Here is an 18,601-nt window from a genome sequence, read left to right as displayed (position 1 = left end):
CCTGGGCGCGCGGGGCGCGGTGGACGTGCGATCCCGGTGGACGCACGATGCCGGTGGACGCACGATGCCCGCTGCGGCACACCCTGTGGCGCGCCTCAGCGGATCAGGTCAGCGGGTCAGGTCAGCGGATCAGGTCAACGGATCACATGCGGCACGAAGCGCGCGTACTCGTCCGTGACCGGTCCGGACGACTCCCGGATGCCCAGCCCCGCCGCCTCGTCCTCGACGACCCACGCGCCGAGGACGACACGGTTGCCGTCGAAGTCCGGCAGCGGCGCCAGCTCCTGGTAGCAGCACGGGTCTTCGGGCTCGCGCGGCACCGGGGCGGCACCCGGCTCGTGCAGCGTGACGCCGGCGCCCTCCCGGCCGAGCAGCGGCTTGGCCGCGTAACCGCGGGTGTGCGCCAGCTCGCGCGGCCCGTCGAGGTAGGCGGCCAGCAGGTTCGGATGCCCGGGGTAGAGCTCCCACAGGATCGCCAGCAGCGCCTTGTTGGAGAGCAGCATCTTCCAGGCGGGCTCGATCCAGAGGGTGGAGCCGGTGCCGCCGCCGTTGTCGAGGGTGTCCAGGACGTACGGGCCGAAGTCGTCGGTGGCCAGCCACTCCCACGGGTAGAGCTTGAAGCACGCCCGCATGAAGCGCAGCCGCTGGTCGACGAAGCGGCCCGAGAGCCGGTCCCAGCCGATGTCCTCCATCGAGACGGCGACCGTCTCCAGGCCCGCCTGCTGCGCCGTCTCCTCCAGATACGCGACGGTCATCAGGTCCTCGCCCAGCTCATCGCCCGCGGAGTGCGCGAAGTGCAGCGGCGCACCGGGCGGCAGCAGCGGGGCCTGCCGCTTCCAGGCCGCCACCAGCCGCTCGTGCAGCGAGTTCCACTGGTCGGCGCCCGGGAAGCGCTCCTCCATCCAGAACCACTGCGGGCTGGCGGCCTCGACCAGCGAGGTCGGCGTATCGGCGTTGTACTCCAGCATCTTGGCCGGGCCGGTGCCGTCGTAGTGCAGGTCGAACCGCCCGTAGAGGGAGGGCAGTTCGTCGCGCCGGCGCCAGGACTCGGCGACCAGGGCGGCCAGCCGGGGATCGTCGATGCCGAGGTCGGCGAAGCGGTCGTGCTCGACGATGTGCGCGGCCGCGGCCAGGCACATGCCGTGCAGCTCCTCGACGACCTCCTCCAGGGCCTCGACCTCGGGGAGGGTGAACTCGTAGTAGGCGCTCTCGTCCCAGTAGGGCCGCAGCGAATCGTCCGGGTAGCGGGTGAGCGGGTAGATCAGCCCCTGCGCCTCGACGGTCTGCTGCCAGCCGGGGCGGGGCTCGATGGTGTGGCGTTCCATGCCGTCCGGGCCGCTCAGCCGCCGAAGGAGCCGTGCCGGCCGCCGCCGCTGCTGCCGTGCGACCCCGAGCAGCCGAAGCCGCCGCGGTTGACGGCCGAGCTCTTGCTGAAGGTGCCCTCGACGGCGTAGCTGCCGCCCTTGTTGCTCGGGTCGTAGTACCACTGGCCGTCGACGGGGCGCTTGGCGCTCTTGCCGCCGCCCTTGCCGTACCCGCCGCTCGTACCGCTGCTCCCCGTGGACGAGCCGCCGCCCGCGGAGCAGTTCTTGGAGTCGACGATGCGGTAGCCCTTGACCACGTCGTAGCTGTTGCGGTCGACGCAGCGCTTGTCGGGCTCGGAGCCGCAGGACGTCAGGGCCGCGGCGAGCGCGCCCATGCCTCCCAGGATCACCGTGCTCGAACGCAGCCGCCGACGTGCCTTCTCGGCCATTTCTTCCCGCTTCCCCCGTGGATGGATCAACGTGCTCTCGTGCAGCACAGCCACCCTAGAGGGCGGCCGCGCCCCGCCCCGGACGGGCCCCGCCCCGCTTCCGGATCCGCCCCCTACGGCCGCTTCACGGCCCTTCGAGGGCCCTTGGCGGGATCTGCGCCCTGCCGTCCCGGACGCCTCCGCCGCCTGGGGCTCCGGCGGCTTCTGAGACTTCCGGAACTCCTGGGAGACGCCACACCACTCGCCCTAGGCTGACCGCCATGACCGAAAACACCCCTACACCCGGTCCGACACCCGCCCCGATATCCGACGGGCTGTCGCTGCGCCATCCGGTGGCATCGGACCATCCGCGCCTCCAGCTGGCGCTGGCCGACTGGTGGGGTGGACTGGGCGGTGAAGCGGGCGCGCTGCAACGGAAGTTGCTGGTACCGCGCCTGTTCCTCCAGCACTTCGCCGACACCAGCTTCCTCGTCGAGCGCCCCGACGGCACCCTGCACGCCTTCCTGATCGGCTTCCTGTCCCAGACCGACCCGCGCACGGCCTACATCCACTTCGTCGGCGTATGCCCCGACGGCAAGCGCGGCGGCGTCGGCAGCGCGCTGTACGAGCGCTTCTTCGCCCTCGCCCGGGAGGCGGGCCGCAGCCGGGTCCGCTGCATCACCAGCCCCGACAACCGCGACTCGATCGCGTACCACACCCGCATGGGCTTCCAGTGGGAACCGGGCGACCGGACCGACGACGACGGCGCCGTACCGGTGCACACGGACTACGACGGTCCGGGCCTGGACCGGGTGTCCTTCGTACGGGAGCTGTAGCCGGGCCTGCGCACGGCCGTTGCCGCCACGCCGTACGGGAGTCGCCGCCACGCCCGCCCCGGAACCGACCACTGCCACGGAATCGATCACCTGTCCCGAAGCCAGAGGCAACCCCGAGCGCACAAAACCCTTCCTTATCAACGGCAAGTCTTATGCGGTATGCGGAACGAACAGGGGGAGTCGTGCGTCGGCGTTCACTTCTCGCGGCGACAGCCGCGCTCACTTTGACCGTCACCCTCGGCCTGGGGCTGCTCGGCTGCGGCTCGCCCCGGATGGCGGCCCTGCACGCCGACTGCACGACGAAGAGCCTGCGCTGGAAGCTCACCGTGCTGAAGAAGAAGCCGCACACCACCCACCGCGACGCGCGGCTGTCCATCGCCAACAAGGGCCCGGGAACCTGCGTCTTCCGCGGCTTCCCGGTCTTCGAGGTCCACGTCGGCAAGGGGCCCGAGTCCGACGCGCAGGGGCACGGCCGCACCATGCCCATAGACCTCCCCCGCGGCGGCACCCTGACGTCCGCGCTGCGCTACAGGGACTCCGACCGGGCCACCCAGCCCGAAGGCTGCATGGTCAGCAACGACACGGCCATAGTCGCCGCACCGCGCGACGACCAGGACCGCCACCCGATAACGGCCCACGACGAGAAGGGCCGGCGCACCTCGATGAGCATCTGCGAGGACAAGATCGCCATGAGCCCGCCGACGGAGGTCGCGGAGTAGGGCGCTCACGGCCCCCTTCATCGGTCGTCATCCGCTCCCCCGCTTCGGATGGGAGTGGCGGCACATCTCGACGTTGCAGTCGGTCGCCTTGGACTTGTCCCCGACGGCGTGAGCCTTCGCGCGCTGCTCGGCCACATAGATGTACTCGTCTACGCGGCAGTCTTTCTCCATGAGGCGTATCCGCGCCTCAATGACCTCTTACGCGAGCGCGCCGCCGAAGGCTGCACCGTACGGATTGCGATAGGTGACGCCGACAGCGCCAACGTTCAACAACGTGGCCAGGAAGAGAAGTTCGGCCACGGGATCGAATCACGCTGCCAGCTGGCGATCATGCATTACCGGCCGCTCGTGAGCACACCAGGGATCGAACTGCGGACACATGGAACAACCCTCTACAACAGCATCTACCGCGGCGATGACGAGATGCTGGTGAATTCCCATGTGTGGGGTGCGAATGCCTATGCTGCGCCCGTATGGCACCTCCGTCGCAACGACGTCGGGGGCATGTTCGACGGCTACGCAGGAAGCTTCGATGCCGTATGGGCTACGGCGACCCCTGTACAAGGAGGCTGAGCAGTGACTCGGACCGAATATTACGACGACCCTGACGCGCCCGAGCCGAACAGTCTGATCGTCGCCGCCTCGGCCGTAGTTACGGACGATGCAGGACGCATTCTGCTGCAACGCCGCACCGACAACGGCCTGTGGGCACTTCCCGGTGGCGGAATGGACATGACGGATTCCCTGCCGGGAACGGCCGTACGGGAAGTCAAGGAAGAGACAGGGCTGGATGTGAAGATCACCGGCCTTGTCGGCACGTACACGGATCCACGCCACATCATCGCGTACAGCGACGGAGAGGTAAGACGACAGTTCAACGTGTGCTTTACCGCGCGCATCGTCGGTGGCTCACTGGCAATCTCCGGGGAGTCCTCCGAAATTCGATTCGCATCCCCCAGTGAGATTCACGGACTTCCCATGCACCACACGCAGCGGCTGCGGCTTCAGCACTTCCTGGAGAACCGTCCAACTCCACACCTGGGCTGAAGATCTTCAAAAGTGCGGGCACATATCGGGTGGTGACGGCTATCCGATGCAGGCAGAAGACCGTTCCGACCGTCTGAACGGAGGAGCACACTGTGATCGAGGCAGAGCTGAAAGCACGCGTGCACGATCCCGAGTACGTCATGGGGCAGCTTGACCACATTGCAGAAGGGCGGGTCGAGGTATATCAAGACACCTACTACGACGACCCGTCGGGTGGCCTCGACGCGCAGGATCAAGAGCTGCGGGTCCGCACGATCCATGGGCCGTACTCGACACGCTCCTTCCTGACGTACAAGCGCGCCCGGATTGACGCCGAGTCCGGCTCGAAGCCGGAGCATGAAACGCGCGTGGAATCCCCAGATGCTGTTCATGCCATGCTGCACGGACTGGGATACGTTCCAACAATCGCATTCCAGAAGCGGTGCCGGAACTATGAGTTCAGCGCTCATGGACGCAGCTTGCTCGCCACGCTGGTCCAGGTTCCTGAGATCGAAGGAACCTTCCTGGAAGTCGAGACCATGGTGTCGGAGGAGAAGGAACTTTCCACGGCGCTTTCCGACGTCCGGTCCGTCATGGGTGAACTCGGCATCGGCGCGGGTGACTTCACGACGGAGCTCTACACAGGTGCCGTGGCTTCCCGGCGCGCCCCGGATGCGGAATCAACTCGACTTACATGAGTGTTCCAGCAGCGTTCCAAACGCCGCGGCCATGCCCGCCGACACGCACGTCACTACGGAGCGGGCCGGCGCTACCGTCTGCTCGTGTGTCTCCGCCGCTGGGGAAAATGCAGCCATAGGGTGAGCCCAGTCGTCGGCAAAACTGGCGCGGGGCTGCCCGCCATACGCGATGTCGCCGTCCAGCTGTCCAAGAGCTCCCGGTGGGAGGCGGCTCAAGCCTCGCGGACGAACGTCGCGCAGTCCGGGCAGTCGTCGAGATATCGGTGGCGGCAGTCAACGGTGTGTTGCAGGAAGGTGATCGCCTGCTGTCTGCGGAGGACTTCGCTTTCGAGTGCGGCGATCTTTTCCCGCACGACCGTCTGTGCCGCCGACTTCTTCGGTGACATGGCGGAGATGATCTCCGGCAACGAGAGCCCGACGCGTCGCAGTTTCAGCACGGTGCGTGCCTGTTCCCGTGCGTGGTCGTCGTAGCGGCGGTAGCCGTTGCCATCGCGACGCGTGGTGAGTGCCCCGACGTGTTCCCAGTGCCGCAGCACATGGGATTCGATGCCGAGTTCTGCGGCTACTTCTCCGATCGTCTTCAGCGCCTGCTCCTTGCCTTCATGTCGACCTGAACCCTTAGCGTCTCGATCATGCCTGACACCACTCGCCCGGCGGGCGCCCGTCACAGTTCATCGATCCTGGTCACCGGCGCGGCCGGCAACCTCGGCCGGGAGGTCGTTCTCCGGCTCCACGCACACGGCGCACGCGTGCGAAGCCTCGTGCGCCATCAGACCGCTCCGCGCGACGGGGTCGAGTCGGTGGTCGGCGACCTCACAGACCCCGCTGTCGTCCGCGCGGCGCTCGTGGGCATCGACGCTGTCTTTCTGATCTGGCCACTGCTCGATTCCGCCCCTGCCCACGGCCTGGTCGCGGAACTCGCCGCGGCGGCACCCCGCGTCGTCTACCTGTCCTCGGCAGTCATAGACGACGATGCCGCCCGCCAGAGTGATCCCATCGTTCAGGTGCACGCGGAGATGGAAGCCCTGCTCCGCGATGCCGGTCTGCGGCCCTCGGTGCTGCGGAGCGACACTTTGGCCTCCAACGCCCGTGGCTGGAGGCGGCAGTTGCGGGCGGGCGATGTGGTGTCGGGCCCGGATGTGGCGCGCACGGCCGTCGTCGACGAGCGCGATGTGGCTGACGCAGCCGTAGCCGTATTGCTCGACCACCATGACCCACGCGATCACGAGCCGTATGTGTTGACGGGCCCTGAGGTGCTCGGTCGCGACGACCAGGTCGCTCTCCTCGGTGCCGCGGTCCGGCGCCGGCTGCGCTTCCAAGCGCTCCCCGCCGACCAGGCACGATCACGCATGCTCGCGGACGGTCGCCCCGAGGGTCTGGTGGAAGCGCTGATCGCGGCCTCGGTGCACCGAGGGGAGACACGCCGCATCACCGATCATGTGGAGCGCCTCACCGGCCGACCGGCCGGCACCTTCGCGCAGTGGGCCGTCGACCACGCGGCCGAGTTCAGCTGATGACATCCGCGGCACGGCCACCAGCCAGACCATTACGGACTACTCCCCCGGCGGCAGCGTCCTCACCAGTGCGTCCAGGGCGCCCGTGAAGGAGTGGTCGGGTGGGGTGCCGTAGGCGACGACCAGGGCGTCGCGCGGGGGTGTGGGGGTGGCGGGGGCGCGGAAGCGGGACAGGCCCTCCAGGGCGAGGCCCTGCCAGCGGGCGGCCTGGATGATGGACTGCTCGGTGCCGGGCGGGAGTTCGAGTACGGCGTGGAGGCCGGCGGCGATGCCGGAGACATGGACGTGCGGGGCGCGCTCGGCCAGGGCCGTGACCAGCTGGTCGCGGCGGCGCCGGTAGCGCAGCCGCATACCGCGCAGATGCCGGTCGTAGGCGCCCGAGGAGATGAACTCGGCGAGGGTGAGCTGCTCCAGCGTGCCGGAGGACCATTCGCCGGCGCTCTTGAGGGCGAGTACGGGGTCGATGAGGCGGTCCGGCAGCACCATCCAGGCGAGCCGCAGCGCGGGGGCCAGGCTCTTGCTGGCGGTGCCCAGGTAGACGACGTGGTCGGGGTCGAGCCCCTGGAGCGCGCCGACGGGCTGGCGGTCGTAGCGAAACTCGCCGTCGTAGTCGTCCTCCAGGATGTAACCACCGGTGGCGCGCGCCCAGTTGACGGCGGCGGCCCGGCGGTCGGGGTGGAGGGGGACGCCGGTGGGGAACTGGTGGGCGGGGGTGAGCAGGGCCGCCCGCAGGTCGTCGTGGGCGGTCAGCTGCGCCGTCTGTGCGCCGTGTTCGTCGATGGCGAGGGGGACGGTGCGCAGACCGGCGCGGGCGACGACCTCGCGGTGGAAGTCCAGGCCGTAGGACTCGACGGCCAGCTGCCCCGCCCCGTCGCCCAGCGCGCGGCCGAGCAGGGCCAGTCCCTGCATGAAGCCGGTGCAGACGACGATGCGCTCGGGGTCGGCGCGCACACCGCGGGCGCGGCCCAGATAGTCGGCGAGGACGGTGCGCAGTTCCGGGCGGCCGGCCGGGCTGCCGTATCCGAACGCCTCGCTGGGTGCCGCGGTCAGCGCCCGGCGGGCGGCCGCCAGCCAGGCGGTACGGGGGAAGGCGGCGACGTCGGGGGTGCCCGGGGTGAGGTCGAAGCGCGGTGGACCTGCGGGTCCGGGCGGGCCGGGCGCGCGCCGGGCGGCGGGACCGGTGCGCGGCAGCACCCGCTCGGCGACGCGGGTGCCGGAGCCCTGGCGGGCGCTGAGCCAGCCCTCGGCCACCAGCTCGGCATAGGCGTCGGCGACGGTGTTGCGGGCGATACCGAGGTCGGCGGCGAGCGAACGGGAGGACGGCAGCCGGGTGCCCGGGGCCAGCCGCCCGGACCGTACCGCCTCCCGCAGCGCACGCAGCAGTGCGGCCCGCGGCCCGCCGGAGCCGGTGAGGTCCAGGTGCAGGTCACGGCCGAAAGTGGCCCAGGAACTCTCCATGAGAGTGGACCATACAGTTGCGCCATTACGGTCGTAGCGTCGCAGTCATGACGACAACGACGAGTACGACGAGTACGAACACCGCAGGGACGAACGCCTCCGGGACGGGGCACCGGCATGGGCCCCGGCTGCGCTGGGCCAAGCTCGCGCCCGACGTCTACAAGGCCATGATCGCGCTGGACGCGGCGGCGAAGAAGGGCCTCGACCCGGCGCTGGTCGCCCTGGTCGAGATCCGTGCGTCACAGCTCAACCACTGCGCGTTCTGCATCGATATGCACAGCACGGACGCCCGCAAGGCCGGCGAGACCGAGCAGCGCATCCACCTCCTCAACGCCTGGGAGGAGGCCACCGGCTGCTACTCCCCCAAGGAGCAGGCCGCCCTCGCCCTCACCGAGGCGATCACCGTCCTGACCGACGGTTTCGTGCCGGACGCCGTCTACGAACGCGCGGCCGACCACTTCGAGGAGGCCGAGCTGGCCCAGCTGATCGCCATGATCACCACCATCAACGCCTGGAACCGCTTCGGTGTGTCCACCCGTATGGCCCCGGGGCAGGCATGACCACGTACCCCTCGACCTCCATGACCACGGGCGGTGCCGTATGACCGCCGCCCGGCTGCGCGCCCTGCACCACGGTCCCGGCCTGCCGCTGGTGCTGCCCGGGCCCTGGGACGCGGCCAGCGCCAGGGTCTTCGCGGACGCCGGGTTCCCGGCGCTGGCCACGCCGAGCGCGGGTGTGGCGGCCTCGCTCGGCTACGAGGACGGCCGGACGCCGCCCGACGAGATGTTCGCCGCGATCGCCCGCATCGTCCGGGCCGTCGACATCCCGGTCTCGGCGGATGTGGAGGCCGGATACGGGCTGTCCGCGAAGGAGCTGGTGGGCCGGCTCGCCCAGGCCGGGGCGGTGGGCTGCAACCTGGAGGACACCGACCACGCCACCGGCGCGCTGCGCGATGCACAGGAGCAGGCTGACTGGCTGGCCCGCGTGCGCGCCGAGGCGGGCGGGGAACTGGTGATCAACGCCCGGATCGACACCTTTCTGCGCGGCGTCTCGGACCCGGCGGAGACGGTGCGCCGCGGCCGGCTGTACGCCGAGGCGGGCGCCGACTGCGTCTACCCGATCACCGCTCCGCCCGAGCAACTGGCCTACCTGGCCGACGCCATCGGCCTCCCGGTCAACGCCGTGGTGCTGCCGGACGGCCCCGGCCCCCGGGCGCTGGGCGACCTGGGCGCGGCCCGGGTCACCTTCGGCCCGGGGCTCCAGCGCAGGGCCATGGCCGCGGTGGCGGGCCTCGCACAGGGGCTGCGGGAGGAACTGGGGGCGCAGGAACAGGGGGACTGAGGCGCCGTTGCCGAGGGGGCCGGGGCGTCTGTCGCCCCGCCCCGCACGGGCGTCTGTCGCCCCGCCCCTCACCGCTCGTCGGTGCCCGGTACCTTCCCCGTGCTGATGGCGATCCGGTTCCAGGTGTTGATCGTGAAGATCAGGGCGAGCAGCCGGGCCAGCTCGTCGGCCTCGAAGTGCTGGGCGGCCCGCTCGTAGACCTCGTCCGGTACGCCGCCCTGGGCGACCAGCGTCACCGCCTCGGTGAGGGCCAGCGCCGCCCGCTCCTTCGCGGTGAAGAAGTGCGCCGCCTCCTGCCAGACGGCGACCATGTGCAGCCGCTCCTCGCTCTCGCCGGCCTTGCGGGCGTCGGTGGTGTGCATGTGCAGGCAGTACGCGCACTTGTTGAGCTGCGAGGAGCGGATCTGGACCAGCTCGACCAGGGAGTGGTCCAGGCCCTCGCGGGCGGCGGCGTCGAAGCCGATGAGGGCCTTGAACGCCTTGGGGGCGGCCTTGGCGAAGTCCACCCGGGGGGTGCGGGGCGCCGCGTCGTCGAGGTGGTTGTCGTGGTGCGTGTGCTGCGTTTCGTTCGTCATACCCTGAAATCTATGGGCCCCGGCGACCGGCTGTAGGGTGCATTTCCATGCCGGAATCATGGGTCAATCCAGCCGAGAGCCTAGGTGCCGATCTGCATCTGGAGCTGAGCGGACCGGGCGGCCGGCGCGCCGTTCTCCTGCGCGCGCTGCGCGAGGCCGTACGGTCCGGGCGACTGGCCCCGGGCACCCGGCTGCCGCCCTACCGTTCACTCGCCGCCGACCTCGGTATCGCCCGCAACACCGTCGCCGACGCCTATGCCGAGCTGGTGGCCGAGGGCTGGCTCAGCGCCCGCCAGGGCTCCGGCACCCGCGTCGCCGAACGCGCCGAACCGCTGACGCCCACCCGCGCGCCGTCCCGTCGCGCCCCGGTGGCCCGCCCCGTGCACAACCTCCTCCAGGGGCAGCCGGACGCCGCGTCGTTCCCCCGTACCGCCTGGCTGGCGGCCGCCCGCCGGGCGCTGACCGCGGCCCCCAACGACGCCTTCGGGCCCGGCGATCCCCGCGGCCGCGTGGAGCTGCGCCGTGCGCTGGCGGACTATCTGGCCCGCACCCGCGGAGTGCGCACCGACCCCGAGCGCATCGTGATCTGCTCCGGTTTCGCACACGCCCTGCGGCTGCTCTTCCCCGCCGTGCTCCCCGGCCCCCTGGCGGTGGAGTCCTACGGCCTGCCCTTCCACCGGCAGCTCCTGGCGGCGGCCGGGGTGGACACCCGCCCCCTGCCGCTCGACGAACACGGCGCCGACACCGAGCGGTGGGGCGCCCTGGACGACGTGGGCGCGGTCCTGCTGACCCCCGCGCACCAGTTCCCCACGGGGGTGCCGCTGCACCCCGACCGGCGCGCGGCGGCCGTCAACTGGGCGCGCGCCGGCGGGGGTTACGTCCTGGAGGACGACTACGACGGCGAGTTCCGCTACGACCGCAAGCCGGTCGGCGCCCTCCAGGGACTGGACCCGGAACGCGTCATCCATATCGGCTCGGTCAGCAAGAGCCTGTCGCCGGCGGTGCGGCTGGGCTGGATGGTGCTCCCCGGCCGCCTGGTCGACGCCGTCCTTGCGGCCAAGGGGGAACGCGAGGCGTGGGCGGGCGTCACCGACCAGCTGACCCTCGCGGAGCTGCTGGCCCACGGCGCCTACGACCGGCATATCCGCAAGATGCGCCAGCGCTACCGCCGGCGCCGCGACCAGCTCGTCGACGCGGTCACCGGGCAGGCCCCGCACCTGGGCGTCACCGGTATCGCCGCCGGCCTGCACGCCGTGCTCCAGCTGCCCGCCGGCTCCACCGAGGCCGACGAGCGCGCCGCGCTGCGCGCCGCCCGCTTCCAGGGCCTGGCCCTGGACGTGCTGTCCGACTACCGCCACCCGGCCGCCACGATGCCGCCCCGCCACGGCCTGGTCGTCGGCTATGCGACCCCGGCCGACAGCGCCTTCCCTGGCGCCCTGGAGGCGCTGTGCCGGGCGCTGCCGCCGGGGCCGCGGACGGCGGCCGCTACTGGTTCGCGAACTTCCGGCTGATGCCGTCGAAGACCCGCTGGGCCTCCGGCCCCAGGTGCGGGCCGGCGAGCCAGGTGTGGGCGTTGGAGCTGATGGAGCTGTTGGACACCAGGGCCAGCTTGCCGCCGCGCTCGGCGAACCAGCCGCCGCCCGAGGTGCCCCCGGTCATGGTGCAGCCGATGCGGTCCATGGCCGGCGTGCCCTGCTCCATGACGAGGCGACCCGGACGGCCCTGGCAGGCCATCATCTGCGCGCCGTCGTACGGCGGCGCCGCCGGGTAGCCGACGGCCCGCACGAAGTTGACACCCTTGGCGGACGGGGCGTTGAACCAGACCGGGATGGCGATCCCCACGGTCTCCTGGAGCGACTTGCCGCCGCCGTTCTCCGGCTCGACGTGCAGCACCGCGAAGTCGTACGCGGAGCCGCCGTTGCCGCTCTCCTCGCTGCCCATGTTGATCCACTCACCGGAGGTGGTGATCCAGTCCGCCCAGAAGCGGCCGTACGGCGTGACCTGCTGCGCGGGCAGGGCGCCGACCTGGCTCATCGGCGCGCCGTTGTCGTTGTACGACGGCACGAAGACGATGTTGCGCATCCAGCCGCCGCGCTTGCCGGAGTGCACACAGTGCCCGGCGGTCCACACGAGATTGGACTTGCCCGGGTGTGCCGGGTCCTCGATGACCGTGCCGGAGCAGACCATCGGGCCCTTGGGGCTGTCGAAGAAGATCTTCCCGACCGGGGCCATGTTCCGGTGGTACGGGCGGCCGACCTGGATGGCGCTCACCGGCCGCGGCTCGGGGTCGGTGGCGGCGAACTCGCTGCCCGCGCCGGTGGCCTTGACGCCGATCTCGGGGGCGGCCTTCGCCTTCGCCAGCCGGTCGCTCTTCCAGTGGTCCTTGATGATCGGGTTGGCGAAGTCCTTCGCCTCGCGGGCCCACTTGTCCCAGTTCCGCCAGCCGCCGTCCTGCCACTTCTTCAGGTCGTCGATGCTGGTCGGCACGCCCTTGGGGAGCTTGAGGCCGCCGTCGCCCCGCTCGTTGTCGTCGGCGGCGGCCGAACTGCCCGGTCCGGCGGCCTTGTCGTCGGCAGGGCCGCAGGCGGTGGCGGTGACCGCGAGCAGCGCGGCCAGTGCGGCGGCCGCGGCGGTGGAGCGGCGGATGGATGGCATGGAGCGAGTCCCCCTGATACGTGGCGGCGCCGAAGGTGCGCCGCGCCGTGATGTGTTCATGTCCCGCGTCGGACTGGGCTCTACTATGCCGCCACGCCGGGGCCGGCGGGCGGCCGGGTCGGCGGGCCCGAACGCCCGCGCGGGCGGCCGCACCTCGTGCGACCGCCCGCGCGGTGTGAGCCGGAACCGGCTACTTCTTCGGCAGCCAGGACTTCCAGACGTCCGGGTGCTTGTGCACCCAGCGCTTGGCCGCCTCATCGGCCGACAGGCCCTTGGAGGCGATCGACTCGGACACCTCGTTCTGGGCGTCCTTGGTCCACTTGAAGTTCTTCAGGAACGCCGCGGCACTGGTGCCGCTCTTGGCGAAGTCGGTGTTGAAGTACTTCTGGAGCGGGGTGGTGGGGTACGCGCAGTCGATGGACTGCGGGTCCTTGGTGCCCTTCTCCGCGCAGGCGTCGGTGTACTTGGGGAGTTTGACCTCCACCATCGGCACCTGGTTGAAGAGCCACTGCGGCTCGTACCAGTACGTCAGGAACGGCTTCTTCTCCTTGGCGAACTGCTGGATCTGGGTGATCTGCGCCGCCTCGGAGCCGGCGAAGACCACCTCGTAGTTCAGATCCAGGTTCTTCACCAGCGCCTTGTCGTTGGTGACGTAGGACGGTGAACCGTCCATCAGCTGGCCCTTGTTGCCGCTCTCCGAGGTGCGCAGCTGGTCGGCGAACTTGTTGAGGTTCTTCCAGTTGGTGACCTCGGGGTGCGCGTCGGCCCAGTACTTGGGGACGTACCAGCCGATGTGGCCGGTGACGCCGTTGCCGCCGCCCGCCGTGATCGTCTTCTTGTCCTTGACGTAGCGCTGCTCCTGGTCGGGGTGGCCCCAGTCCTCCAGGATCGCGTCGACCCGGCCCTGGCTCAGGGCGTCCCAGGCGGGGATCTCGTCCACCTGGACGGTGTCGACGTGGTAGCCCAGCTCGTGTTCGAGCAGGTACTTGGCGACCGCGACATTGGACTGGGCACCGACCCAGGTCTGCACGGACAGCGTGACGGACTTGGAGCCCTCGGCCGCGGCGAACGGCGAGGACTGCTTGGTCATATCGGCCTTGCCGCAGGCCGACAGGGACAGGGACAGGACCGCCGTGCCGGCCAGCGCGGCCGCCCCGATGATCGTGGTGCGCTTACGGGACATGGTCAGGCTCCCTTCCCCGTCGTACGGCGTTCCGTGGGCTGGGTGACCCGGTCGAGCATCAGGCCCAGGCACACGATCGCCACACCCGCGACCAGGCCGAGGGCCAGGTCTCCGGTGGCCAGACCGGTGACGACGTCGTACCCGAGGGCACCGCCGCCGACCAGGCCGCCGATGATGACGACGGCGAGGACGAGCACCACGCCCTGGTTGACGGCCAGCAGCAGCGCCGGCCGGGCCAGCGGAAGCTGGACCTGGCGCAGCATCTGCCAGCGGGTGGCGCCCAGCGAGCGGGCGGACTCCACGGCCGCGGGGTCCACCTGGCGCAGGCCCTGGGTGGTGATGCGGATGACGGCCGGCAGCGCGTAGACGACCGCCGCCGCGGCGGCCGGGGCGCGGCCCACGGCGAACAGCGCGACGACCGGGATCAGGTACACGAACTGCGGCATGGTCTGCATGACGTCGAGGACCGGGCGCAAAATCGCCTCGAAGCGCTTGCTGCCCGCCGTCAGGACGCCGATGCCGAAGCCCAGCACCAGGGTCACCACCAGGGCGGCGAGGACCTGGGAGAGGGTGTTCATGGACGGCTTCCACACGCCCAGCACGCCGATGGCGGCCATCGCCAGGACGGCGGTCAGGGCGGTGCGCCAGGTGCCGATGAGCCAGGCCAGCGCGGCGACGATGAGCAGCGTGCCGTACCAGGGCAGCGCCGTCAGGCCGTCCCGCAGCGGGTTGAGCACCCAGTTGGTGAAGTGCGCGGCCCAGTCGGCGGTGCCGCCGACGACGGGGACTCCGGAGTAGAGGTGGTCGACCATCCACTCCTTGAAGTCGTTGACGGGGGCGGCGATGTTCACCGACCAGGCGTCGGGCCAGACCAGCGAGCCGGACAGCCGGCCGAGGACGGCGAGCGCGGCGGTGACCGCGGCCACCCCGGCCCAGGCCCGCCAGCCGCGCAGCCACTGCGGGCCGGCGGCGCCGGCGGCCGCGCCGATGCGTTCGCCGGCCGCGGCGGTGGTGCGGTCCATGACGATGGCCAGCAGGACGATCGGGATCGCGGCGGCGAGCGCGGCGCCCACATCGACCGAGGCGAGGGCCTGGTAGACGCGGTCGCCGAGACCGGCGGCGCCGATCATCGAGGCGATCACGACCATGGACAGCGCCATCATGATCGTCTGGTTGACGCCGAGGAGGAGTTCCTTGCGGGCCAGCGGCAGACGGGCGGTCAGCAGCCGCTGCCGTCCGGTGGCGCCGAGCGAGGAGACCGCCTCCAGCACGCCGGGGTCCGCACCGCGCAGCCCGAGCGCGGTCAGGCGGGCCATCGGCGGCGCCGCGTAGACGACGGTGGCCAGCAGCGCGGCCGGTACGCCGATGCCGAAGACCAGCACGACGGGCAGCAGGTAGGCGAAGGCCGGCAGGACCTGCATGGTGTCCAGGACCGGGCGCAGGATCTTGAACAGCCGGTCGGACAGGCCCGCGGCCAGGCCCAGCAGGGCGCCGACGACGACCGAGACGGCGACCGCCACGACCATCAGCGCCAGCGTCTGCATGGTCGGGACCCACATCCCCATCAGGCCGCTGACCAGGAAGGACAGCAGCGCGACGGCGGCGATGCGGACACCGGCCACCCGCCAGGCGACCAGCGTGACGCCGGCCGTCACACCGGTCCAGCCCAGCGCGAGCAGCAGCAGGTAGACGGCGCGTACGGAGATGACCACGGCGTTGGAGAGGTGGCCGAGGAAGTAGACGAACAGCGGGTGGCTGTCGCGGTTGTCGATGATCCAGTCGCTGGTCCTGCCGAGCGGGCCGGAGACATCGACGGTCAGCGACGACGGCCAGGCCGCGCCGTACTTGGCGGCCAGCAGCGGGACGAGGACGGCGGCGGCGAGGGCGAGCAGCAGCAGCTTGACCGTGCCGCGGCGGTGCAGCAGGAGCTGGGCCGCGCCCTTGGGGGTGTCGACGCCGAGGGTGCCGCGCGGGGAAACCGGGGTGGGGGCTGCGCTGCTCATGCGCGCCCCCGCTTGACGGTGCCCACCGGCACGTTCATGGCGGCGGCGCGCTGCGCCTCCCGCCACTGGCGCAGCAGCGCGGCGCGCATCCGGGACCGCGGGGACGCCGCGGGAGCTCTGGAGCCGACGGCGCGCAGGGCGCCGCCGTGGGGGGTCGCGGCGTACATCAGGCAGCCACCTCGCCGTGCTGCGGGTGGTCGATCCGGGCGACCACGTTGAGCAGGCAGGCGTGGTCGACGATGCCCAGGCAGCGGCCGTCGTCGACGACGCGGGCCGCGCCGCCGGAGCGGGCGACCGCCTCGATGGCGTCGGAGATCAGGGTGTCGGGGCCGAGCGCCGGGCCCTGGTCGCTCTCGCCGTCCTCGACCGGACGCATCGCGCGGCGGACGGTCAGCACCTGCTCGCGCGGGACGTCGCGGACGAAGTCGCGGACGTAGTCGTCGGCCGGGGAGCCGACGATCTCCTCGGGGGTGCCGAGCTGGACGATCTCGCCGTCGCGCATCAGGGCGATCCGGTCGCCGACCCGCAGCGCCTCGGCGAGGTCGTGGGTGATGAAGACCATCGTCCGGCCCTCCTCGCGGTGCAGGCGGACGACCTCCTCCTGCATGTCGCGGCGGATCAGCGGGTCGAGCGCGCTGAACGGCTCGTCGAACAGCAGCACCTCGGGGTCGACGGCGAGCGCCCGGGCCAGGCCGACGCGCTGCTGCTGGCCACCGGAGAGCTGGCCCGGACGGCGCTTCTCCAGCCCGGCCAGACCGACCTTGTCGACCATCTCGCCGGCCTTGACGCGGCGCTCCGCCTTGCCGACGCCCTGGATCTCCAGGCCGTAGGCGACGTTGTCGACGACGGAGCGGTGCGGCAGCAGACCGAAGTGCTGGAAGACCATGGCGGCGCGGCGGCGGCGCAGTTCGCGCAGCGCGCCGCGGTCCATGGCGCGCACGTCCTCGCCGTCCATTTCGAGGTTGCCGCTGGTCGGCTCGATCAGCCGGGTCAGGCACCGCACGAGGGTGGACTTGCCGGAGCCGGACAGGCCCATCACGACGAAGACCTCGCCCTTGTGGACGTCGAAGGAGACATCGCGGACGGCGGCGGTGCAGCCGGTCTGCTCGCGCAGCTCCTGGGCGCTCAGGCCGGCGACGGCGGAGTCGCCGGGGATCTTGTCGGCCTTGGGGCCGAAGACCTTCCAGAGGTTGCGGACGGAGAAGACGACCTCACGGGCGTCCGGCTCGGTCTCGGTGGCTTTGCGGGCGTTGGGTATCTCGGATGCGCCGGCGGAGGTGCTAGCCATCACGCATCACCTCCCTTGGTCGGGGCTTCACGGAGCAGTTCGGCGCACTTCTCCCCCACCATCAGCACGCCCAGCATGGGGTTGACGGCCGGCATCGTCGGGAAGACCGAGGCATCGGCGATTCGGATGCCGTCCAGCCCGCGGATCTTCAACTGCGGGTCGACGACGGCGAGTCGGTCATCGGCGGCACCCATCTTGCAGGTGCCGGCCGGGTGGTAGACGGTGTGCGCGGCCTTGCGCACCAGCTCGCTGATCTCCGCGTCGTCCGTCACGTCCGGACCGGGGAAGACCTCGCGCTTGAGCCACTTGGCGAACGGCTCGGCCTGCGCGACCTTGCGCGCCAGCTTGATGCCGTCGACGAGGGTCTGCCCGTCGTAGTCGTCCTCGTCCTCGAAGTACCTGAAGTCCAGGGCCGGCTTGGCCTCGGGGTCGGCGGAGGTGAGGTAGAGGCGGCCGCGGGAGCGGGACTTGGGGATGTTCGGCGTCATCGACACCCCGTGCTCGGGGCGCTCGTAGCCCAGCCGCTCGGGGTTGTCGGTGAAGGGGATCTGGTAGAAGTGGAACATCAGGTCGGGGCCCTTGTGCTCCGGGTCCCGCTTGACGAACAGGCCCGCGTCGGAGTCCATCGCGGAGTTGCCCGGGATCGGTCCGTTCGTCTCCCAGACGATCACCGACTCCGGGTGGTCGATGAGGTTCTCACCGACGCCCGGCAGGTCGAGCACGCAGTCCAGGCCCAGCGCCTCAAGGTCCTTCCTCGGGCCGATGCCGGAGTGCATCAGCAGCCGCGGGGTGTCGACGGCGCCGGCGCACACCAGCACCTCGCGGGCGGCCTCGACGTAGACCTCCTCGCCGTCCTTGGTGCGGACGTGGACGCCCTTGGCGGTCGTCCCGTCCAGCTCCAGCTTGTGCGCCCAGGTCTCCAGCATCAGCGTGAGGTTCGGGCGGTCGCCGGCCTCCATGTGCGGGTGGAGGTAGGCGACGGACGCCGAGGACCGCTTGTTGTTCTCCGGGTGGTAGGAGAGGTCGAAGAAGCCGACGCCCTCGTCGAAGGGCTGGTCGTTGAAGCCGACGACCTCCGGGACGCCGAGCGCCGTCTTGGTGGCCTCGATCCAGTCGGTCGCGATCTGGTTCTGGTCCTTCTTCGCCACCCGCACGATGTTGTTGCGCAGCTTGCCGAAGTACGGGTCCATCGCCTTGGCGTTCCAGCCCTTGGCGCCCGCCTCCTCCCACTCGTCCCAGTCGGACGGCAGCGGCTTGAAGGAGATCAGGGTGTTGTGGGAGGAGCAGCCGCCGAGGACCTTGGCGCGGCTGTGCAGGATGTGCGAGTTGCCGCGCGGCTGCTCGGTGGTCGTGTACTCGTAGTCCAGCTCGCCGCCGAGCAGGCCGAGCCACTTGCGCAGCGTCAGCACGTCCTCACGGCCGATGTCGGAGGGACCGCCCTCGATGACGGCGACGGAGACGGCGGGGTCCTCGGTGAGGCGGGAGGCGATGACGGAGCCGGCGGTGCCGCCTCCGACGACGACATAGTCGTACACGGGCATGAGGGGTACTCCTTTACTGCGCGGTGCGTGGT

At 70.9% G+C, this 18,601-nt stretch carries 19 protein-coding genes and 1 pseudogene; 9 read left to right on the top strand and 11 right to left on the bottom strand.

The features are described 5' to 3' along the window. Positions 1-134: 134 nt before the first annotated feature. Positions 135-1,325, bottom strand: a complete 1,191-nt coding sequence (locus ACZ4NB_RS27925) for a glutathionylspermidine synthase family protein (protein ID WP_467665796.1) — start codon at positions 1,323-1,325, stop codon at positions 135-137. A 14-nt stretch (positions 1,326-1,339) separates the two neighbouring features. After that, entirely contained in the window at positions 1,340-1,753 is a 414-nt protein-coding gene (locus tag ACZ4NB_RS27920; RefSeq protein ID WP_467665795.1) for a hypothetical protein, read from the bottom strand. Between the two features lie 260 nt (positions 1,754-2,013). Between ACZ4NB_RS27920 and ACZ4NB_RS27915 the strand changes: the two genes are divergently transcribed. The 5 genes and pseudogenes from ACZ4NB_RS27915 (at position 2,014) to cyaB (ending at position 5,011) form a co-directional block, all read left to right on the top strand. Continuing rightward, positions 2,014-2,568: a GNAT family N-acetyltransferase gene (locus tag ACZ4NB_RS27915; protein ID WP_467665794.1), complete on the top strand. Its 555-nt coding sequence runs from the start codon at positions 2,014-2,016 to the stop codon at positions 2,566-2,568. Between the two features lie 224 nt (positions 2,569-2,792). Beyond that, positions 2,793-3,287 carry a DUF4232 domain-containing protein gene (locus ACZ4NB_RS27910; RefSeq protein WP_467665793.1) on the top strand — a complete coding sequence of 165 codons (495 nt, stop codon included), beginning with the start codon at positions 2,793-2,795 and terminating at the stop codon, positions 3,285-3,287. A 135-nt stretch (positions 3,288-3,422) separates the two neighbouring features. Further along, a pseudogene (locus tag ACZ4NB_RS27905) lies at positions 3,423-3,860 on the top strand (XRE family transcriptional regulator); the annotation flags it as partial. Positions 3,861-3,863: 3 nt separating this feature from the next. Next, the gene (locus ACZ4NB_RS27900; RefSeq protein ID WP_467665792.1) at positions 3,864-4,334 is read left to right on the top strand and encodes an NUDIX hydrolase; all 471 of its coding nucleotides are present in this window, start codon (positions 3,864-3,866) and stop codon (positions 4,332-4,334) included. A 92-nt stretch (positions 4,335-4,426) separates the two neighbouring features. Then, entirely contained in the window at positions 4,427-5,011 is a 585-nt protein-coding gene (gene cyaB / locus ACZ4NB_RS27895; RefSeq protein ID WP_467665791.1) for a class IV adenylate cyclase, read from the top strand. 212 nt (positions 5,012-5,223) lie between these two features. On the opposite strand, the gene ACZ4NB_RS27890 is transcribed toward cyaB, so the two are convergent. Then, complete coding sequence (locus ACZ4NB_RS27890; RefSeq protein WP_467665790.1) at positions 5,224-5,679, bottom strand: MerR family transcriptional regulator; 456 nt, start codon at positions 5,677-5,679, stop codon at positions 5,224-5,226. Between ACZ4NB_RS27890 and ACZ4NB_RS27885 the strand changes: the two genes are divergently transcribed. Next, positions 5,644-6,525, top strand: coding sequence for an NmrA family NAD(P)-binding protein (locus ACZ4NB_RS27885; RefSeq protein ID WP_467665789.1), 882 nt, complete (start codon positions 5,644-5,646; stop codon positions 6,523-6,525). The genes ACZ4NB_RS27890 and ACZ4NB_RS27885 overlap by 36 nt on opposite strands. Before the next feature lie 39 nt (positions 6,526-6,564). On the opposite strand, the gene pdxR (ACZ4NB_RS27880) is transcribed toward ACZ4NB_RS27885, so the two are convergent. Beyond that, on the bottom strand, positions 6,565-7,983 hold the full coding sequence (pdxR, locus tag ACZ4NB_RS27880) for a MocR-like pyridoxine biosynthesis transcription factor PdxR (RefSeq protein WP_467665788.1): 1,419 nt from the start codon (positions 7,981-7,983) through the stop codon (positions 6,565-6,567). A gap of 47 nt (positions 7,984-8,030) precedes the next feature. On the opposite strand from pdxR (ACZ4NB_RS27880), the gene ACZ4NB_RS27875 reads away from it, so the two are divergent. Continuing rightward, positions 8,031-8,543, top strand: coding sequence for a carboxymuconolactone decarboxylase family protein (locus ACZ4NB_RS27875; protein WP_467665787.1), 513 nt, complete (start codon positions 8,031-8,033; stop codon positions 8,541-8,543). A gap of 40 nt (positions 8,544-8,583) precedes the next feature. Then, the gene (locus tag ACZ4NB_RS27870; RefSeq protein WP_467665786.1) at positions 8,584-9,324 is read left to right on the top strand and encodes an isocitrate lyase/PEP mutase family protein; all 741 of its coding nucleotides are present in this window, start codon (positions 8,584-8,586) and stop codon (positions 9,322-9,324) included. A 68-nt stretch (positions 9,325-9,392) separates the two neighbouring features. On the opposite strand, the gene ACZ4NB_RS27865 is transcribed toward ACZ4NB_RS27870, so the two are convergent. Further along, positions 9,393-9,899 carry a carboxymuconolactone decarboxylase family protein gene (locus ACZ4NB_RS27865; protein ID WP_467665785.1) on the bottom strand — a complete coding sequence of 169 codons (507 nt, stop codon included), beginning with the start codon at positions 9,897-9,899 and terminating at the stop codon, positions 9,393-9,395. Positions 9,900-9,946: 47 nt separating this feature from the next. On the opposite strand from ACZ4NB_RS27865, the gene pdxR (ACZ4NB_RS27860) reads away from it, so the two are divergent. Further along, a complete protein-coding gene (pdxR, locus tag ACZ4NB_RS27860; protein ID WP_467665784.1) occupies positions 9,947-11,410 on the top strand; it encodes a MocR-like pyridoxine biosynthesis transcription factor PdxR in 1,464 nt (487 codons plus the stop codon). On the opposite strand, the gene ACZ4NB_RS27855 is transcribed toward pdxR (ACZ4NB_RS27860), so the two are convergent. From ACZ4NB_RS27855 to ACZ4NB_RS27830, 6 genes are all read right to left on the bottom strand, one after another. Continuing rightward, positions 11,385-12,554, bottom strand: a complete 1,170-nt coding sequence (locus ACZ4NB_RS27855; RefSeq protein ID WP_467665783.1) for a trypsin-like serine peptidase — start codon at positions 12,552-12,554, stop codon at positions 11,385-11,387. The genes pdxR (ACZ4NB_RS27860) and ACZ4NB_RS27855 overlap by 26 nt on opposite strands. Positions 12,555-12,744: 190 nt before the next feature. Continuing rightward, entirely contained in the window at positions 12,745-13,737 is a 993-nt protein-coding gene (locus tag ACZ4NB_RS27850) for an ABC transporter substrate-binding protein (protein ID WP_467665782.1), read from the bottom strand. A gap of 2 nt (positions 13,738-13,739) precedes the next feature. Then, positions 13,740-15,740, bottom strand: coding sequence for an ABC transporter permease (locus ACZ4NB_RS27845; protein ID WP_467665781.1), 2,001 nt, complete (start codon positions 15,738-15,740; stop codon positions 13,740-13,742). Beyond that, positions 15,737-15,907 carry a hypothetical protein gene (locus ACZ4NB_RS27840; protein WP_393497257.1) on the bottom strand — a complete coding sequence of 57 codons (171 nt, stop codon included), beginning with the start codon at positions 15,905-15,907 and terminating at the stop codon, positions 15,737-15,739. The genes ACZ4NB_RS27845 and ACZ4NB_RS27840 overlap by 4 nt, the downstream gene beginning before the upstream one ends. Continuing rightward, a complete protein-coding gene (locus tag ACZ4NB_RS27835; RefSeq protein WP_467665780.1) occupies positions 15,907-17,028 on the bottom strand; it encodes a quaternary amine ABC transporter ATP-binding protein in 1,122 nt (373 codons plus the stop codon). Before ACZ4NB_RS27835 ends, ACZ4NB_RS27840 begins: the two co-directional genes overlap by 1 nt. Continuing rightward, positions 17,028-18,569 (bottom strand): GMC family oxidoreductase, encoded by a 1,542-nt coding sequence (locus ACZ4NB_RS27830; protein WP_467665779.1) that lies wholly within the window; start codon positions 18,567-18,569, stop codon positions 17,028-17,030. The genes ACZ4NB_RS27835 and ACZ4NB_RS27830 overlap by 1 nt, the downstream gene beginning before the upstream one ends. Positions 18,570-18,601 lie beyond the last annotated feature (32 nt).

It is taken from the genome of Streptomyces sp. NPDC026575 (genome assembly GCF_055567415.1).
The sequence above is the reverse complement of the archived record's forward strand: the minus strand, read 5'-3'. Positions and strand labels throughout refer to the sequence as shown.

Excerpts from the sequence above, each read along its gene's own strand:
- ACZ4NB_RS27925 (WP_467665796.1), bottom strand. The coding sequence starts at position 1,325 with ATGGAACGCCACACCATCGAGCCCCGCCCCGGCTGGCAGCAGACCGTC.
- ACZ4NB_RS27920 (WP_467665795.1), bottom strand. The coding sequence starts at position 1,753 with ATGGCCGAGAAGGCACGTCGGCGGCTGCGTTCGAGCACGGTGATCCTG.
- ACZ4NB_RS27915 (WP_467665794.1), top strand. The coding sequence starts at position 2,014 with ATGACCGAAAACACCCCTACACCCGGTCCGACACCCGCCCCGATATCC.
- ACZ4NB_RS27885 (WP_467665789.1), top strand. The coding sequence starts at position 5,644 with ATGCCTGACACCACTCGCCCGGCGGGCGCCCGTCACAGTTCATCGATC.
- pdxR (WP_467665788.1), bottom strand. The coding sequence starts at position 7,983 with ATGGAGAGTTCCTGGGCCACTTTCGGCCGTGACCTGCACCTGGACCTC.
- ACZ4NB_RS27875 (WP_467665787.1), top strand. The coding sequence starts at position 8,031 with ATGACGACAACGACGAGTACGACGAGTACGAACACCGCAGGGACGAAC.
- ACZ4NB_RS27870 (WP_467665786.1), top strand. The coding sequence starts at position 8,584 with ATGACCGCCGCCCGGCTGCGCGCCCTGCACCACGGTCCCGGCCTGCCG.
- ACZ4NB_RS27865 (WP_467665785.1), bottom strand. The coding sequence starts at position 9,899 with ATGACGAACGAAACGCAGCACACGCACCACGACAACCACCTCGACGAC.
- pdxR (WP_467665784.1), top strand. The coding sequence starts at position 9,947 with ATGCCGGAATCATGGGTCAATCCAGCCGAGAGCCTAGGTGCCGATCTG.
- ACZ4NB_RS27855 (WP_467665783.1), bottom strand. The coding sequence starts at position 12,554 with ATGCCATCCATCCGCCGCTCCACCGCCGCGGCCGCCGCACTGGCCGCG.
- ACZ4NB_RS27850 (WP_467665782.1), bottom strand. The coding sequence starts at position 13,737 with ATGTCCCGTAAGCGCACCACGATCATCGGGGCGGCCGCGCTGGCCGGC.
- ACZ4NB_RS27845 (WP_467665781.1), bottom strand. The coding sequence starts at position 15,740 with ATGAGCAGCGCAGCCCCCACCCCGGTTTCCCCGCGCGGCACCCTCGGC.
- ACZ4NB_RS27840 (WP_393497257.1), bottom strand. The coding sequence starts at position 15,907 with ATGTACGCCGCGACCCCCCACGGCGGCGCCCTGCGCGCCGTCGGCTCC.
- ACZ4NB_RS27835 (WP_467665780.1), bottom strand. The coding sequence starts at position 17,028 with ATGGCTAGCACCTCCGCCGGCGCATCCGAGATACCCAACGCCCGCAAA.
- ACZ4NB_RS27830 (WP_467665779.1), bottom strand. The coding sequence starts at position 18,569 with ATGCCCGTGTACGACTATGTCGTCGTCGGAGGCGGCACCGCCGGCTCC.